Genomic DNA, 16,470 nt, shown 5'->3' on the forward strand with positions numbered 1-16,470 from the left:
TGAGGTCGCCTCGGCTTTAGCGGATGTTCGGGTCGAAGGTGAAGATCACCAGCGTGCCCAGAAGGATGGTGAACACCGTGGCGGTGTACAGCAGGCCCTTGAGCCACAGACGCGTGTTCGGGCGCTCGGCGTAGTCGTTGATGACCGTGCGCAGGCCGTTGGCGCCGTGCAGCATCGCGAGCCACAGCATCAGCAGGTCCCAGACCTGCCAGAACGGCGAGGCCCAGCGGCCCGCGACGAACGCGAAGCCGATCTTCGAGACACCGCCGTCGAGCACCAGCTGGATCAGCAGGTGGCCGAGGACGAGTACGACGAGCACGACACCGGACAGGCGCATGAAGAGCCATGCGGCCATCTCGAAGTTGCCGCGGGTCGAGCGCGGGGTCTTGGCGGTGCGCTTGCGAGGCGCCTCGATGAGCGGGGCCGGGTGGTCCACGTCGTAGAGCGAGGCACCCTCGACGGGGCCCACCCCGGACGAACCGGACGAGCCGGACTTCTCAAGTGTGGTGTCAGCAGACATGTCTGGCGTCAGCTCCCGAAGACTTCGCGGACGGCGTGGCCGAGGACGGGGTAGAGCGCCCCGATCATCAGCACGACCCAGATGCCGACGACGGTCCACAGCATCTGCTTCTGGTAGCGGGGACCCTTCGACCAGAAGTCGACGGCGATGACGCGCAGGCCGTTGAGTGCGTGGAAGAGGATGGCGGCGACCAGGCCGTACTCGAGGAGTGCGACGAGGGGCGTCTTGTAGGTGCTGACGACATCGTCGTACGCCTCCGGGGAGACGCGGACGAGAGCGGTGTCGAGCACATGCACGAACAGGAAGAAGAAGATGAGGACGCCGGTGACTCGATGAGCCACCCAGGACCACATTCCTTCCCGGCCGCGGTACAGCGTTCCAGCCGGCACGGAAGTTCCTCCGGGAGCGGGGATTGGGGCCGGCCGGCTTCTCGGTCGGACGAGCCCGGCCGGGTACGGTCCACCGGCCGCTCGTCATCGTATCGACGAGTTGTCGGTAGCCCTGCGCCGGGTCCGCAGGTGTGATCAAACAGGCAATCAAACAGGCACGTACGGGCTATCAGGGCGCGATTGCGGGCGAGTGGTGTGAGCGGCGTGGCGCCTGGTCAGGCCCGTCAGACGGCCACGGGCCAGCCGGCGCAGCTCCTCGGCGGCGACGGCGCGTTCCTCCTCCGGATCGTTGCCGAGGCGTGACCGGAGGGTGGAGAGCAGGTGGTCGAGGGCCTCCTCCGGGGCGACGTCGTCGAGACAGACCACGAAGACGTGACCGAAGCGGCTCTCGTACGCGGCGTGGGCGGCGCGGAGGGCGGTGTGGGCGGCGGTGTACGTGGCGTGGGGTGTCCCGGGGGCGGTGATGTACGTCGTCCGGGGTGCCCCGTGGTGGGGTGCCGGCGGGGCGAGAGGTTCGCGGGCCAGGGCCTCGGCGAGGTCGCCGGGTGAGAGGTCGTACGTCGCCTCGTCGGAGGCGGCGAGCAGCGCGTCGAGGTCCGGATAGGGCCGGTGGGCGGCGACGCGGCGGGCCCAGCGGAGGCTGCCGCAGCAGGTGAGCAGCGCGGCTTCGGCCGCGTGCGGCGTGGCGCGGTTCAACTGTTCCGGCGTGGCCTCCGGGGCGGCGGCGTGGGCGGCGTCGCCGGAGGGCCGGGGGGAACGGTGCGGGGACAGCGGGGGCTCCTGGGCCGGGGGCGGGGCGTGTGTCTTGTGTGGGAGTGGTGCGTGGGCGGTGCGTATGGGGACGTAACGCTAGCCAGGGGTGAAGAGAGACGTCCGATGGATGAGCGAATTTCACTCGGATGGGAGGGATTCGCTTCGCGGGTTGACGGGGGCTCGCGGGGGGGCGCGTCGCGGGGGCGCGTCGTAGCGTGGCGGTATGGCTGTGACTTCTGGTGCGGGGTGGCGGGGGCGGACGTTGATATGTGCGGCCGCGTCGCGGCGGGGCTCTCCCACGGGTCCGCCCGTTTGCCCGGGGTTGCCTGGGTTGCCTGATGGGTGTGGGGGTTCCGGCCCATCCCATGCGCCGCGGAGGCAGGGCCGGGGGGCCGGGCCATCGCACCGGCGCCCCCCGGGGAGGCGGCGGTGAGGCGCGGGCCCGTCGCGGCCGGTGGTGCCGTCGTCGTCGCCGGAGCCGTCGCGCTGACCGTGGCGTTCTGGCCCGGCGCAGACGCGGGTGAAGGCAGGGCGAACCCCGTGGAGCCGCCTCCCTCGGCCGGCAAGCCCACCGCGTCGCGCACACCGGGGCCCAGCAAGGGCTACCCCTTGTCGAAGGCCCCGGCCACCATCCCCGCCGTGCGCGAGCACACCGCCGCCCGCGGCCCCGGCTGGCGCCCCCAGGAGAACGCGGGCCGCGTGGTCGTCCGTGACCAGGACCTCGCCGACGAGGGCCGCCTGCTCGCCGGAGAGCTGCGGCTGAAGTACGCCGGTGAGAAAACCCCCCGGCGGGGGGACGTCGAACTGGCGCTCGCCCCGGACGAGGACGCGGACCCGGAGTCGTACACCCTCTCCGTGAAGAACCGCAGGGTCCGCATCACCGCCCCCGCCGAGGCCGGCGTCTTCTACGGGACCCGCACACTCAAGCAAGCGGTGAAGGCGGACCGGACGGCCCCCGAGGGCGTCGTGCGGGACCGGCCCGCCAAGCCGCAGCGCGGCTTCATGATCGACATCGCCCGCAAACACTTCGACGCGCAGTGGATCGAGGACCGCGTCCGCGAGCTGGGCGACCTGAAGTACAACCAGCTCGGCCTGCACTTCTCCGACGACCAGGCCTTCCGCATCGAGTCGGACTCGCACCCCGAGATCGTCTCCTCCGACCACCTCACCAAGGCCCAGGTCCGCCGCATCCTGAAGCTGGCCGCGAGCCGCCACATCACGGTCGTGCCGGAGATCGACTCGCCCGGCCACCTCGGCGCGGTGATCGAGAAGCACCCCTCGCTCCAGCTCCGCGACGCCCGCGGCACCGCGACGCCGGGCGCCGTCGACATCTCCGATCCGGAGGCGGCGGAGATCGTCGACGACCTCCTGGAGGAGTTCGCGGAGCTCTTCCCCGGCCGCTACTGGCATCTCGGCGCGGACGAGTACCGCGCCCTCATGGTCAAGAACCCCGAGGCGTCCTACCCGCGGCTGGCCGCCGCCGCCCGCGAGCGGTACGGGCCCGAGGGCCGTGTGCAGGACCTGGCGACGGACTGGCTCAACGACCGGGCCGAGGCCGTACGCCCGTACGAGAAGAAGCTCAAGGCGTGGAACGACGGCTTCTTCCGCGGTGGGCAGGTCCAGCCCGCCGACGACCTGGAAGTCGCGTACTGGACGGGCAAGGAGATCGGCGCCCGCGACCCCGTGGAGTATCTGGAGGCCGGGCGCGAGCTGGTCAACTACAACGACGAGTACCTCTACTACGTCCTCGGGCAGCCCAACGCCTTCCGCTACCCGACCGGACAGCGGATCTACGAGAGCTGGACCCCGCTGGTGATCCGCGGCACGCGGCCGGTGAGCGAGAAGTACGACGACCAGATCCTCGGCGGGTCGTTCGCGGTCTGGTGCGACCTCGCCGGGTCGCAGACGCAGGCGCAGGTCGCGGAGGGCATCCGCATGCCGCTGCGGGCCACTGTCCAGAAGCTGTGGGACCCGACAGAGCCCGCGCTCTCCTGGAACGACTTCGTCAAACTCGCTGATACCGTCCGGTAGCCGCCGCCGGTAGCCGCCGGTCGCGCCCTGGGGAGGGACGCGGGCGGATCTTCGTATGTCAGTCCATGCTCGCGTATGCCCGTGAGCCCGTGGGGGGTCGCTCAGTAATGCTGTGCACGTCATGTCAGTTCAACACGGCGACGACGTCGCAGGGGCTCTGCGACGTCTGCGTCCAGGCGGCCGCCGCGTCCGCGCCGCCGCCGGTCCCGCCCGCCCCGGCCGGTGCCTGGCTGCGCTCGCCGGTCGGGCTCGGTCGGGCGGTCGTGGTGCTGCTCGGCGTCGTCATCGCCACCGACCTGTACGCGCTGTGGGCGGGCACCGTGATGCGCGACGTGATGAACGACCTGATCACGGGGGATTACGGGACGGACATCGAGCGGGAGGCGCAGCACGCCGACGTGCTGTACGCGCAGAGCGGGTCCGTGCAGTTGGTGGCGCTGATCGCGACCTGCGTCGTCTTCCTCGTCTGGTTCCGCCGGGTGCGCGTGAACGCCGAGGTGTTCGAGCCGTACATCCATCGGAAGACGCGCGGCTGGACGGTGTGGGGCTGGTTCGTGCCGGTCGTGAACCTCTGGTTCCCGCGGCGGATCGCCCTCGACATCTGGGACGCGAGCGGCGACCGTTCGGTGGCCCCGGACCGTACGCTGACGCTCGACGCGTCGGCGGCGCGCGGCCCGCACCCGCTCATCAACGCGTGGTGGACGCTGTGGGTGGCGAACATCCTCGTCAGCCGCTGGGCGTCCCGGGTGTACGGAAAGGCCGAGGAGGCCGAGGAGATCAGGTCGGCGCTCAACGGCATGATGCTCACGGACGCCCTCGACATCGCGGCCGCCGTGCTGGCCATCGTCTTCGTGCTCCGTCTCACGCGTATGCAGGACCGCAAGGCCAGGCTGGGCCCACCCTTGGCGCAGCCGGCGCCGGAGCCCTTCGCCGCTCCGTGATCCCCCCTTCCGGTGGCGAACTCGCGTAACCGTGTGGTGTATTCGGCCAGGAGGGGAGAACTGCCGCCGGAGTGGGCAGAAGGGCTTGAACGCGGTCGGTAGGGGCAGTCGGTACGGAGTACAGCGGGGGGACGCGCCATGGGCTACTGGGGCTATTACGTCGTGGGCAGGAGCGAGCGGCCGCTCGCGGAGTCCACGGCGCTCGCGGACGTACGGGACGACCTCGCCCTCCTCGATCGGCGGGCCGACGGCTGGCAGGTGTGGGAGGTGCCGGGCGGCGACGGCGCGCGCGACGTCGGGAACATGAACGCGCTGGCCCTGGAGACGGGCGCGCCCGCGCTCTTCGGGTACGTGATGGACAGCGACTGCGTGATCATCGAGGCGGCGGCGCCCGAGAGCGGGGCGTGGACGACATGCCTGGCGCGGCGCGCGATGGCCGCGTACCTCGGCGACGGCGAGCTGACCGTGGAGGACTACTTCCTGGAGCCGCGCGACGCCGCAGGACGCGCGGTCGCCTGGGCCGCCGAGTCGGGCAGGACGGTGCGGGCGGCCGGGCTGCTCGACGTGCTGAACGCCGATGCCGAGCCGTCGGCGGAGCAGCTCTTCTTCCGTTTCCTGGACCGGCTCGGCGTCGTGCCGCAGTGACGCGGCATTGACGTGCAGTGACGTTCCCGGGGCAGCGCACGCAGTAAGGATGAAGCGCAGGTAGGTCCGTGACGGGAGACGTACAGCATGAGCCTGGTGGAGCTGATCGCTCAGGCCGACGAGCGGGGCCTCGCGGCCAGCGGGCTCGCCTGCCTCGACCGCTGCGTGCCGGTGCTCGGCGGCGAGGACGAGCTGCTGCGGCCGCTGTGGGCGAGGCTCGCGGAGGGCGCCGACTGGAGCGGGCCGCTGGCCGAGGCGCGCGCCGCGCTCACATCCGCGCCGGACACCCCTCCTCGGCCCTCCGAGGAGGCCGTCGCGCTCGCCCTCCGCATGCTCGACGCCGTCCCCGCGGCGCACTCGGGCCCGGCGGTACGGGAGTGGGCCGACGGCTGCTCCGTCGCCGCCCTCCAGGTCCACCGCCTGCTGGACACCGCGCCCACCGGCGGTACCCGCACGGTGGCTGCGCGCCGCGAGGGCCGCACGGACGGCATGACGCCGCTGGTCGCGGCCGAATTCCGGCGTCAGGTGCAGATCCTGGAGCTCCTGTCCAACAAGGGCGCGGGGCCGGCGGGTGGCCTGCGGCAGGCACTGGACGTCTCCGTGGAGGGGCGGCGGGTGCTGCGGGCGGTGGTGTCGCGGCGGGAACGGGAGCGAGAGCGGGGGCTGGAGCGGGGGCGGGGGCTGGGGCGCGGCTGAGGAGTGCGGCTCGCCTCGCCTCCCCGCATGCCGTACGTGGTGAATGCGGCGCGGATACCGAACAGCACCGTGCCCCCTAAACCGGCGATTTCCTTGATGTCGGTCGCGTCGGCGCGCCGGTGCGTAAGCGTGAATCAGCCGAATTCCAGGGGGTTTTCAAAAGGCTCCCTAAAGTCCGGGGGCTTGGCTAACCTGGCGTGCCACCAATTGACCAACTGGCCGCCATGGCCGCGGAGAGCGCCCGTGCCTGATGAACTCGGATTCGAAGAGCTGCTCGGTGACGGCGGCCTGGTCGCCCGGCTGCTCGGGAAGACCGCGGCCGGGCGCAAAAAGGAACCGCTCTTCGGGCCCGATCTGCCGGTGGTCCTTCTCGTGGGCGGGCCCGGAATGGGCAAAGGGCGGCTCCTGAGGTGTGTGCGGCGGCACTTCGGGCCGCGCGTCCCCACCGCGTACGTCGACTGCGCCCGGACCGAATGCCGCGAACAGGCCGAGCAGCGGCCCGGCAGCCGCTCCGAAGTGACCGAGGTGCTGCGCACCATCGCCTTGCAGTACGGCGACTGGGACGGGGACGGCGGTGCCATCGCCGTGCCCCGGCTGTACGCGGGACTGGCCGCCGCCGCGGGCAGTGACGGCCTCGCCAACCCCGCCGCCCTGGTGGACGAGGTGCGCCGCCTCGACGAGCTGCTGCCGCCGCGCTCGTTCTGGCGAGGGGTGGTCAGAGGGGCGGCCCAGAACTATCTCGGCTTCGTCGGTGGCCTGATCGTCGACCCCGTGGTCGGGCCGTTCGTCAACGCCCTGATCGAAGGGCTGTTCGCGCGGACATCCGCCGAGGGCAAGGCCGCCCTCGCCGAGACCTACGGCGACTACCCCGGAGCGGGCGGCCAGCCGCGCGCCGGGCTGCGCGCTCTGGCCGCCGACTTCCAGCAGGGCTTCGAGTCCCGCCGCATCGCGGAGAACTTCCTGCTCAGAGCCCTGCGGCAGGATGTCGACGCCGCCTACCGCTCGGTCCACGGCCGCCTGACACGCGTCGGCCGCCCCGCCCTGCTGCTCGACCACGCGGACAACCCGCTCGGCAGGAAACTGGTGAAGCCGACCCTGGAGGACCGGGAGCTGGGGCGCCACGACCGCCTGATGGTCTTCGCCACCGCGCGCCGCGAGGACGGCGGCCGCTTCCTGCGGCACGCGGGCAACACCCCGGCCACCCCTGCCGTCTGGGAACCGGTCCTCGGCGGGCTGCCCGAGTGGAGCCGTCCGGCGGCGCACGTGCCGGACCACGCACCACTGTGGCGCGGCGTCCTCCTCGTACGCATGCCCAAACTGACGCGCGAGCAGCAGAAGGCCGAGACCGGCAGGCTGCGCACCCGCCAGGAAGGCGCGGGCAACGCCACGCGGCTCCGTATCGACAGCGGTATCCACCGGCTCAGTGCCGGGCGCCCGCTGTTCGTGACACGGCTCGGCGAGGCCACCGCGTCGCTGACCTTCGACGAACCCGCCGACTGCGGCGACTGGGCGCTGCTCGACACCCGCGTGCCCGCCGGGGAGGACGACGAGGGGCGCCCGGTGGCCGACCGGCCGGTGGCCGACGTACTCCTCGACGAACTCGTCGTCGGGCAGCTCCCCGAAGAGCTGCCCCCGGAGCACCGGGGCCACTGGCTGGACCTGCTCAGTCACCTCTCGGTGGCCCACGACGCGGAGTGCGCCCAGACCCTGATGCGGGCGGCGCAGGAGGGCCGCGACGAGCGCCTGTCCGCGTACCGCATCGCCGAACTCCTGGAGGACAGCGGCTGGCCGCACTGTCCCCGGCACTTCATCGGCGACCTGGGCCTGCGCCGCCTGCTGATGCGCAGGCTCCACCGGATGCGCGCCGATGGCGCCGCCTGGCACGCCGACCACGCCCTGCTGCAAGGGCACTACCGCGACCTCGGCGACCACCACCCCGACGAGCTGTTCGTGACCGCCGCCGCGCACCGCATGCACCACCTGCTGGCCTCCGACGGCGCGGAACTCGTCACGCGCTACCTCTCCGACACCTTCCTGGAGCGCCCCACCCGCGACTGGTGCGGGGAGCTGCTCGCCATCGCCGACGCCCCTCTCATCGGGGCGCCCGACGACCGGCTCGCGCACGCGCTCGGCGAGACCCAGGTGCGCGGCGACACCCGGCGCCGGAAGGTGGACCGGCTGCTGCACGCGGCATGGCTGAGCGAGGAGCGGACCCGGCCGCTGGATGAGACCGTGCCGGGCGCCCTGCGCGGCCCGCTGCGTGAGCTGAGCGAGGAACTGGCGGGGGTCGCCGACGAGGCGGTACGGGACCAGGGGCCCGAAGGGGCCGACGCGGCAAGGGCGGCCGACGGGGCCGCGTTCCTCGTCCACGTGGCCCGCGACTGGGGGGACCGGGCCGACGACAAGCAGCCGCTGAAGCGGTGCAGGTGCACGGAGCACATCGGGTTCGGCTGAGCACGTCACCGGAAGTCACCGTCCGGAGAGGGAGGGCAGCGGCGTTGAGAGGGTTCAGGGACTGGCTGTACAACACGTTCTGGGCGACGTTGAGGCGCAAGATCCTCACCGTCCTCGGCCTCGTGACCGTGGGCGTACTCGCCTACCTCTTCCTGCCGCGCCCGTGGGAACAGGAGACCGAGAGCTGCGCCACCGGCGTGGAGAAGCACGACGGCGAGTGCATCGGTGTCAACGGCACCGGCTACGACTTCGGCACCCCGGAGATCACCGAGGTGGCCCGCGCGATAGCGAAGGAGAACGAGGAGTTCGTCGGCGACAAGCCGCACATCACCGTCGCCCTGATGCTGCCGCTCCAGTCCGACATGGCCGCCGAGCGCAAGCAGCTCCGCAGCGAGATCCAGGGCGCCTACCTCGCCCAGTACCGCGCGAACCGCGAGGAGAGCACGCCCCTGCTGCGTCTGGTCCTGGCCAACCCCGGTGACGCGTACGGTCAGCAGGAGAAGGTCGTCGACCAACTGGCGGACATGTCGACCGACAAGCGCGACAACCTCCGTGCCGTGACCGGCTTCAACCTCAGCCTGAACGCGACGAAACAGGCCATCAAACGCCTGACCAACGAGCTGCACATCCCCGTCCTCGCCGCCCGCGTCAGCGCCGACGAACTCGCCAACCCGGAGAACAGCACCGGCAAGGACCCCTATCCCGGCCTCGCCCGCATCATCCCCACCAACCGCCAGCAGGCGGACGCGCTGGCCAATTTCCACGGCAAGCTGGACGACGACCAGACGGTCCTGGTCAGGGACAAGCGGCCGCACGACATCTACAACGAGTCGCTCGCCAAGGCGTTCAGCCGCGACGAGAAGGGACCGCCGGGACCCAAGGAGCAGCCCTTCGAGTCCCCGTCGATCACCGACCCGGGGGACACGGGCAACGACTTCACGCTCATCGCCCAGAACATCTGCCAGTCCTCGGCGCACTACGTCTACTTCGCGGGCCGCCCCGTCCACCTGCGGCTCTTCGCCCTGAAGCTGGCCGACGTGCAGTGCAGGGGGAAGAAGTACACGATCGTCAGCGGCTCGGGCGCGGCCACGCTCAACCGCTATATGAGCGGCGACGACTGGGACAGGCTGCGCGGCGGCGGGAAGGAACCCGTCATCACGGTGCAGTACGCGGCTCCTGGCCACCCCGACGCCTGGAACCGGGAGCTCAGCCGCAAGGACGGCGCCAAGGAGCGCCCGGCCCGCTTCACGGAACCCCAGCAGGAGCTGAACGAGCTGCGCGCGCTGATCAAGAAGGGGAGCGCCGGGGACATCGGGGACGTACGCCTGGACGACTCCCGCACCATGCTGGTGTATGACGGCACACGCACCATCGCCCAGGCCGTGCTGCTGGCCAACGCCCAGACCGAGGGCACCGTGCCGCCGCTGAAACGGGTCTCCGACATGTGGCAGCGCCTCGAAGCGGTCAACCGGGTCCGCGGGACCAGCGGCTGGATCTGTCTGACCAACGCGGGCAACGCGTACGACAAGCCGGTGGCCGTGGTCGAACTCGACCCGCGTACCGAGGATTTGCGGTACGTCGGCATCGGCTGGCCGGAGGGCAAGGCCCAGCCCGCGGACTGCCGGGTGCCCAGCGACACGTGAGGCGCCGCTCCCCGGGGTCCGGCCCGGGGAGCGGCGCGTGAGCTGTTACGGCGTCAGCGTCTGACCCAGACGGGCCCCCGCCGGGGTCCCCAGCGTCGTACGCCCGTAGTAGACGCCACTCGATCCGGGCACGCCCGAACCGCCGCTGTCCAGCTGGAGAATCGTGCCGTCGCCCGCGTCCTCGCCGTCGACGCCGATGGCCAGGTCCGCGTGGCCGGAGCCGGACAGGTCCGCCAGCGTGACCGAGGAGCCGAGGCGGTCGCCGGACTCCGTGGAGCCGGGGACGCCGGGCTCATCCTGCGAGAACGCCTGCGCGCCCGTGCCGGTGAGGCCGGACGAGGAGCCCTTCAGGAGCAGGGACGTACCGGCGTCCTTGCGGCTGGTGCCGGAGCGGGTGATGTCCTCGCCGGGGGCGCCTGTGAGGACGTCCGCGTAGCCGTCGGCGTCGTAGTCGCCCGCCGCGACCGACCAGCCCATCGCGTCACCCGACTCGGCCGCGCCGACCACGCCGCTCGTCGCCTGGTGGACCGTCTTCATGCCGGTCGTGGTGAATCCCGTGGACGTGCCCGGGACCACCGTCACCTGGCCGCCCGCGTGCGCGCCCGACTCGGCGGTGTACGGCTGGCCGATGACCAGGTCGTCGTAGCCGTTGCCGTTGACGTCGCCCACGGCGACCGAGCGGCCGCCGGGCACGGAGAGGACACCGACCCGGCTCAGACCCGAGCGGCCGCCCCGGAACCAGGTGACCTTGCCCTTGCCGGCCTGGTCGCGGTAGGTGAGGGCGACGTCCGCGTAGCCGTCGCGGTTGAAGTCGCCGGACGCGGCGTCCGCGTATGAGATCGCCGTGTCGCGCGAGGTGAGGCTGCCGCCCGACCCGCGGTCCGCGTCGAGCCGCGCGGCCCACGAGCCGCCCGTGCCCGTCGCCGCCGCGAAGACGTCCGCCTTGCCGTCGGCGTTGAAGTCGCCGGACGCGACCGCGGAGCCGAACCTGGCCTTGCGGTAGTGGAAGTCGTCCGAGAGCTGCATGTCCGTGCCGGACGTGAAGGACGGGCCGTACAGCATGGTGACCGCGCCGCGGTCGGTGTTGCCCGAGCCGTCGTCCTCGCCCGGGGCGCCGATGACGAGGTCCGCGTACCCGTCGGCGTTCAGGTCGCCCCACGCGGTGGCGGCCGCCCACTCGTCGCCGCGCTCGGAGACGCCGGGGACACCGGCGCTCGTCTGCGTCAGGGAGATCTTCGCGCCGCCCACCGGGCCGTCGAGACCGCCGGGTATGACGGTGAGGCGCCCGCGGTTGCCCGACGCCTTCGGGGTGCCCGCGACCAGGTCGGTGATGCCGTCGCCGTTGAAGTCGCCGGTCGGGACGGCGGAGTTCCGGCCCGCGCCGCCCGCGTAGCGGCGGATCTCGCCGAGCTCGGCGTACAGGTTCTTGCCGGGGCCCGAGGCCGCCTGGGCGTCGCGTTGGCCGGAGACCGTGTACAGCGACGCCTGCTCGCCCTTCTTCCACACGCCCGTGTCGTCGGAGGCGGTCAGCGTGACCTTGCCGGTCGGGCTGCCGTCGTACTGTCCGAGCTTCCAGGCCGCCACGCGCGCCACCGACTCCAGGGCGGCGCGGGTCGGCCTGCCCGCGGACCTGTCCGTCGCCGGGTCGCCCTCGAAGTCGCCGAGGACGGCGATGCCCGCCGAGTCACCGTCGAAGCCTTGGGTGTGCGCGCCGCGCACGGGTACGTCGACGCCGCCGGCGCGGCCCTCGAATATGCGGCCGCACTTGTCCACGAGGAAGTTGTATCCGAGGTCGTTCCGGCCCTCGGTCTTCACCTGGTACGCCAGCAGGCCGCGGACCAGGGCCGGGGACTGAGCGCAGCTGTAGTGGTCCGAGTCGACCGAGTCGACCGCGTGGTGGACGAAGACCGCCTTGACCTTGTCGATGTACTCCGGCGGTTCCTCGACGAGCGACTCGTCGGCGCCCCAGGCCGCGCGGCTGATGACGGGTGGCTGGGTGACGGTGGGGGCGTCTGGGGCGTCTGGGGCGGCTCGGGCGAAGGCGGCGGGGGTCATGGCTGTGCCGGTGCTTCCGCTTCCGGTCGTGCCGGTGCCGGTGCCGCCGTCCAGGGACGGGTTCTTCGCCTCCTGGGACGTCACGCCCGGGTCCACGAGATTGACCTTGAGCCCCTCGGGCAGCCCCGCACTTGCCGTGCCGTCGGCCGCGACGACGCGGACCTCCACACCGTCTGAGGGGCCCACCCACAGCGGCTCGGAGGCGCCATGCATGTCTGCCTCCGCCTCCGCCTCCACCTTCTCCGGCGGATGCGGTTCCAGATCCAGGCCGCGCCAGCCGCTCCACTTGCCGGAACCGAGCGCGCGCGTACGGACCTGCGCGCTGCCCTTCAGCTCCTCGGTGGCGCCGCTCCACGAGACGCCGAGCAGCGAGAACTGCTCGGTCGACGTGCGCGGCAGCTCCCGCTTCACGGCGCCGTCGCCCTTGAGCGCGAGGTCGTGCACGCTCACCGGCCGCTTGGCGCGAGGATCTGCGCCGGTACGGCCGTCGGCGCCCGGGTCGGCCACCGCGTACGTCACCGCCCCCGCACCTCCCAGCACGACGGCACCGAGCGTCAGCCACGCTCTGCGCTGGAGACTCAGCGGTCTGTACGCATGCGTGGTACGCGCCTTTTCACGTGGTTTGCGCGGGCTCAATTGCCCCACCCCTCAGCGAATTTCAAGTAACCAAGCAAGTAATCAGTTAAGTAACCAAGCGAGTTCCTACGACCGGCATGGCGGGCAAAGGGTTGTACCCGTGAGGGCGTTTTGTCGCGTGATGTTCGCCGCATGCCCGAGGTGTGACGCGGGGCCCCGTGAATGCGCTGGGTCGTGTGACAGTTGTGAACCGGTGGAGTGGCGGAGTGGGCGGGGACTCGGGTGACTCGGGTGAGGGAACAGATGGCACGTCGCGTGAACGGCCGGGCGGGGACGCGCAGACGGTGGATGCGGGCGGCCGCGCTCTCCGTGGCGATGGGCACGGCGGCGGGCACGCTGGTGTCGTGCGGCTCGGACGGTTCGGACGGTTCGGTGACGTACTCCGGCGGCACGTTCGAAGAGATGGACCGGGCGGGTTCCGCGGCCGACGGTGCAGACAGTGCCGGCGGTGACGCGGAGCCCGCGTCCCGCGACCAAGCGCGCGGCAGGGAACTCGCCCTGAAAAGCATGGAACTGCTCAGAACCGCCGACACGGTGCGCATCGGCGTCGACATGGTGACCGCCAAGGGCCACCAGAAGGTCTCCCTGCACATGGACCGGCAGAGCAACTGCACGGGCACCTTCAACTCGGGCCCGACGCAGCGCGGCGATCTCATCATGATCGCGGGCGGTGCGACGTACGTAAGGTTCGACGACGACGCGCTCGACGCGATCCTGGAGATGGGCGAGCGGCGCGGCCCCGAGACGGCGGCCCGCGTCCGCGAGCGGACGGCGCTGGCGCGCGGGAAGTATCTGAAGATCCCGGCGGGTTCGGCCGCCGGGGGCCCCTCGATGCCGATGGGCAGCTGCGACCTCGACAAGATCACCGAGAAGATCGGTACGCCGGAGCTGGACGAGGTCATCACCGCCCGGCCCACGACCCGGCGGTACGGCACGGACGTCACCCCGCTCATCGAGAAGAAGGACGGCGAGGAGACGAACGTGTACGTGGCCGCCTCCGGCAAGCCGTACATCCTCGGTGTCGAGGCGACGAAGGGCGGCGGCATGTTCTCGGGCGGCGACCAGACCATGAAGATGCGGATGTCCGACTACGACGAGCCGGTCGCCGCGGTGGCCCCGGCGCCGGCCCTGACCGTCGACATCTCGCAGATCAGCCCCGGCGGCGCGGGCGGCGGACTGTTCGAGGTCTGAGCGCGCCGAGGGAGTACGCCCTTGCACGCCCGCACGGCCGCACGCCCCCGCACGCCCCGCACTGTGACATTTCCGCGCTCGGCGACGCTGGTGACCTTGGGGGCATCGGCAGGGTTGATCGTGCCGCGTTCGGCCGGATGGGAGAGCGTTGGGCCAGGGTGGGGAGCCGCGTCGCGCGCGGGCGCACGACGTGGAGCTGGGCAGGGCCGTAGCGGCGGCCCAGGAAGGCGACGAGGCGGCCTTCGCGGTCGCGTACCGGATCGTCCAGCCGGGACTCGTCGGATATCTGCGCGGTCTCGTCGGCACGGACGGCGAAACGGCCGAGGACGTCGCCGCCGAGGCCTGGCTGGAGATCGCCAGGGACCTCGGCCGGTTCCGGGGGGACGGGGCGGGCTTCCGCGGCTGGACCGCGACGATCGCGCGCCACCGGGCCTTCGACCACCTGCGCCGCCAGAAGGCGCGACCGCGCCCCTCCGCGCTGGAACAGGACCTGCTCGAACTGCCCGGCGCGCACAGCACGTCGGCGTCGGCCCTGGAGGCGGTCTCGACCGAGCGGGTGCTCGCCCTGGTCGCGACCCTGCCGCGCGACCAGGCGGAAGCGGTACTGCTGCGGGTGGTCGTCGGCCTCGACGGTCCCGCGGCGGCACGCGTCCTCGGCAAACGCCCCGGGGCGGTGCGGACGGCCGCGTACCGGGGTCTGAAGAGGCTGGGCGAGCGGCTGGGGCTCGACGGTGTGACGGATGACGGTCCCGGCACGCTGGGGGAGTCGAGATGAACGCAGACGAACCCTTGGGCCCCGACGGTGCGCGGGACCGTCCCTCCCTCCTCGACCTGCTCGCCGAGGCCGTGCGGTCCGGCGCGGACGCCGGGGTGGACGCCGGGGTGGACGCGGACGCGCAGCGGGACGCGGTCGCGGCGTTCCGCGCGGCGCGCGACGCGGGCGCGCACGGTGCGAGGCCCCGCCGCCGCGACGACTGGCGCCCCCGCGAACGCCGTCGGGTCGGCTTCTCGCTGCGGGCGGCCGGAGGTGTGGTGCTGGCCGGGGGCCTCCTGGGCGGCGTGGCACTCGCAGCCGCGGGCACCCTCTCCGACGACCCGCCCCCCGAGAACCGCCCCCGGCCGACTTTGTCGTCGTCCCCGACGACCGGAACGACGGACACCCCGGACCGCGGGCTCCCTTCCCGGCAGGGCCCCGGGCACCCGAAGGAATCCCCGAAGCCACCCGGGGAGGGGCCCGAGGGGCGGGGTACGGGCAATCCCGAGCCCAAGGAGAAGGGCAAGCCCGGCGCCGAGGGCAAGGGCAAAGGCAAGGGCAAGCCCGAGGAAAAGGGCAAAGGCAAGGGGAAGTCCAACGGCGAGGCCAAGCCCAAGACAAAGGGCAAGCCTCAGGACAAGGGCAAGCCTCAGGGAAAGGCCAAGAGCAAGTCCGAGGACAAGGGGACGTCGAAGGACAAGGGGACACCGAAGCGCAAAGGCAAGACCGCCCCCAACGCCAAGCCCAGGAAGCCCCACCTCCACCCCCGCACGCACACCAAGGGCGAAAACGGAGCCAAGCAGTAACTGGAGGCGCTCCCCGCAAGGCCGACGGCCGGTTTCCGCGCCGCTCATCCCCGGAGCGGGCCTGGCGGGCATGGCCAAATGCGTCCGGCCCCTCCCGACGTCATGTCGGAAGGGGCCGGTTCTCGTAGCGGGGACAGGATTTGAACCTGCGACCTCTGGGTTATGAGCCCAGCGAGCTACCGAGCTGCTCCACCCCGCGTCGGTAACCCCACCCTACGTCATGAATATGGGTGCGGGCGCCACTGAGGACGGAACGGCGAGGCACCTCACGTCTCGTGGACCGTGGAGCGATGTCCGACGTGAACGGCCCATACGACCAGTTCGCCGTTGTCGATGGTGTAGACGACGCGGTAGTCGCCGACTCGGAGGCGACGGCGGTCGGGTTGGGATACGAGCGCCGTGGTGTTGAATCCGAGCGGGTTGCTCTCCAGTTCCGTCAGCTTGGCCAGGATGCGCAGCGCGATGTCGCCGGGGACCTTCCGGAGTTCGGCTTGCGCCTCGGGCCGGAAGACGGTGCGGTACTCACTCACCGCGCGCCAGGGTTTCCTTCATGATGTCCTCGATGGGGACGCCGGCCGAGCGGTTCGCCATCCGCTCGTCGATGATGCGATTGATCTCGCGCTCTTCCCACTGCTGGTACTTGCGCAGGACATCGATGGAGACGACGGCGGCGACTTCTTTTCCTCGTCGCGTGATTACGGTGGGCTGGTCATCGCGGTCGGCCCGTCAAGTCCGGGGCGCCGGATGTCCCGCATCGCCGCAGATGGGGCGGTATACCGGGGAACCGGCCGGGGCCGCCACCCCCCACAGGAGAGGCCCCGGCCGGCACACGGTACGAACCGCGGGCGGTCCGTACTCCCTTCAGCGCCGTCCGTGCGTTTTCTGTCACACCGCGTTCTGTCACCCGTTAGTTGCACGTTGTACAAACATGGACGTGGGGCCGGACAAGGCCGTAG

At 71.7% G+C, this 16,470-nt stretch carries 14 protein-coding genes, 1 tRNA gene and 1 pseudogene; 9 read left to right on the plus strand and 7 right to left on the minus strand.

Translation table 11 applies throughout. The annotated features are described in order from the left end of the window. Positions 1 to 16: 16 nt before the first annotated feature. The 3 genes from ACWDVB_RS09055 to ACWDVB_RS09065 form a co-directional block, all read right to left on the minus strand. Positions 17 to 520 carry a succinate dehydrogenase hydrophobic membrane anchor subunit gene (locus tag ACWDVB_RS09055; protein WP_451514905.1) on the minus strand — a complete coding sequence of 168 codons (504 nt, stop codon included), beginning with the start codon at positions 518 to 520 and terminating at the stop codon, positions 17 to 19. Positions 521 to 528: 8 nt separating this feature from the next. Then, positions 529 to 909, minus strand: a complete 381-nt coding sequence (gene sdhC / locus ACWDVB_RS09060; protein ID WP_127911260.1) for a succinate dehydrogenase, cytochrome b556 subunit — start codon at positions 907 to 909, stop codon at positions 529 to 531. A gap of 147 nt (positions 910 to 1,056) precedes the next feature. After that, positions 1,057 to 1,605 carry a 2-oxo-4-hydroxy-4-carboxy-5-ureidoimidazoline decarboxylase gene (locus ACWDVB_RS09065; protein ID WP_451514906.1) on the minus strand — a complete coding sequence of 183 codons (549 nt, stop codon included), beginning with the start codon at positions 1,603 to 1,605 and terminating at the stop codon, positions 1,057 to 1,059. Between the two features lie 486 nt (positions 1,606 to 2,091). Here ACWDVB_RS09065 and ACWDVB_RS09070 point away from each other — a divergent pair, with 486 nt between their 5' ends. The 6 genes from ACWDVB_RS09070 (at position 2,092) to ACWDVB_RS09095 (ending at position 10,072) form a co-directional block, all read left to right on the plus strand. Continuing rightward, the gene (locus ACWDVB_RS09070) at positions 2,092 to 3,693 is read left to right on the plus strand and encodes a beta-N-acetylhexosaminidase (RefSeq protein ID WP_451514907.1); all 1,602 of its coding nucleotides are present in this window, start codon (positions 2,092 to 2,094) and stop codon (positions 3,691 to 3,693) included. Between the two features lie 107 nt (positions 3,694 to 3,800). Further along, positions 3,801 to 4,634, plus strand: coding sequence for a DUF4328 domain-containing protein (locus ACWDVB_RS09075; RefSeq protein ID WP_451514908.1), 834 nt, complete (start codon positions 3,801 to 3,803; stop codon positions 4,632 to 4,634). A 138-nt stretch (positions 4,635 to 4,772) separates the two neighbouring features. Beyond that, the gene (locus ACWDVB_RS09080; protein ID WP_451514909.1) at positions 4,773 to 5,279 is read left to right on the plus strand and encodes a hypothetical protein; all 507 of its coding nucleotides are present in this window, start codon (positions 4,773 to 4,775) and stop codon (positions 5,277 to 5,279) included. Between the two features lie 87 nt (positions 5,280 to 5,366). Further along, on the plus strand, positions 5,367 to 5,975 hold the full coding sequence (locus ACWDVB_RS09085; protein WP_451514910.1) for a hypothetical protein: 609 nt from the start codon (positions 5,367 to 5,369) through the stop codon (positions 5,973 to 5,975). A gap of 243 nt (positions 5,976 to 6,218) precedes the next feature. Continuing rightward, positions 6,219 to 8,429 (plus strand): hypothetical protein, encoded by a 2,211-nt coding sequence (locus ACWDVB_RS09090; protein WP_451514911.1) that lies wholly within the window; start codon positions 6,219 to 6,221, stop codon positions 8,427 to 8,429. Positions 8,430 to 8,473: 44 nt separating this feature from the next. Beyond that, positions 8,474 to 10,072 carry an amino acid ABC transporter substrate-binding protein gene (locus ACWDVB_RS09095; protein ID WP_451514912.1) on the plus strand — a complete coding sequence of 533 codons (1,599 nt, stop codon included), beginning with the start codon at positions 8,474 to 8,476 and terminating at the stop codon, positions 10,070 to 10,072. Between the two features lie 45 nt (positions 10,073 to 10,117). Here ACWDVB_RS09095 and ACWDVB_RS09100 read toward each other — a convergent pair whose 3' ends face one another. Beyond that, positions 10,118 to 12,646, minus strand: a complete 2,529-nt coding sequence (locus ACWDVB_RS09100) for an FG-GAP-like repeat-containing protein (protein ID WP_451514913.1) — start codon at positions 12,644 to 12,646, stop codon at positions 10,118 to 10,120. 360 nt (positions 12,647 to 13,006) lie between these two features. On the opposite strand from ACWDVB_RS09100, the gene ACWDVB_RS09105 reads away from it, so the two are divergent. The 3 genes from ACWDVB_RS09105 (at position 13,007) to ACWDVB_RS09115 (ending at position 15,514) form a co-directional block, all read left to right on the plus strand. Further along, positions 13,007 to 13,954: a hypothetical protein gene (locus ACWDVB_RS09105; RefSeq protein ID WP_451514914.1), complete on the plus strand. Its 948-nt coding sequence runs from the start codon at positions 13,007 to 13,009 to the stop codon at positions 13,952 to 13,954. A gap of 148 nt (positions 13,955 to 14,102) precedes the next feature. Next, positions 14,103 to 14,729: an RNA polymerase sigma factor gene (locus ACWDVB_RS09110; RefSeq protein ID WP_451514915.1), complete on the plus strand. Its 627-nt coding sequence runs from the start codon at positions 14,103 to 14,105 to the stop codon at positions 14,727 to 14,729. Beyond that, entirely contained in the window at positions 14,726 to 15,514 is a 789-nt protein-coding gene (locus ACWDVB_RS09115; protein WP_451514916.1) for a hypothetical protein, read from the plus strand. The genes ACWDVB_RS09110 and ACWDVB_RS09115 overlap by 4 nt, the downstream gene beginning before the upstream one ends. A 125-nt stretch (positions 15,515 to 15,639) precedes the next feature. On the opposite strand, the gene ACWDVB_RS09120 is transcribed toward ACWDVB_RS09115, so the two are convergent. The 3 genes and pseudogenes from ACWDVB_RS09120 to ACWDVB_RS09130 all read right to left on the minus strand — a co-directional run. After that, positions 15,640 to 15,713: transfer RNA gene (locus ACWDVB_RS09120), tRNA-Met, on the minus strand. Between the two features lie 67 nt (positions 15,714 to 15,780). Beyond that, positions 15,781 to 16,044, minus strand: coding sequence for a type II toxin-antitoxin system RelE family toxin (locus ACWDVB_RS09125; protein WP_451514917.1), 264 nt, complete (start codon positions 16,042 to 16,044; stop codon positions 15,781 to 15,783). Then, positions 16,037 to 16,240: pseudogene (locus ACWDVB_RS09130) on the minus strand (type II toxin-antitoxin system prevent-host-death family antitoxin); the annotation flags it as partial. The pseudogene ACWDVB_RS09130 and the gene ACWDVB_RS09125, both read right to left, overlap by 8 nt. Positions 16,241 to 16,470: the final 230 nt, after the last annotated feature.

Source organism: Streptomyces sp. NPDC003379 (genome assembly GCF_053589195.1).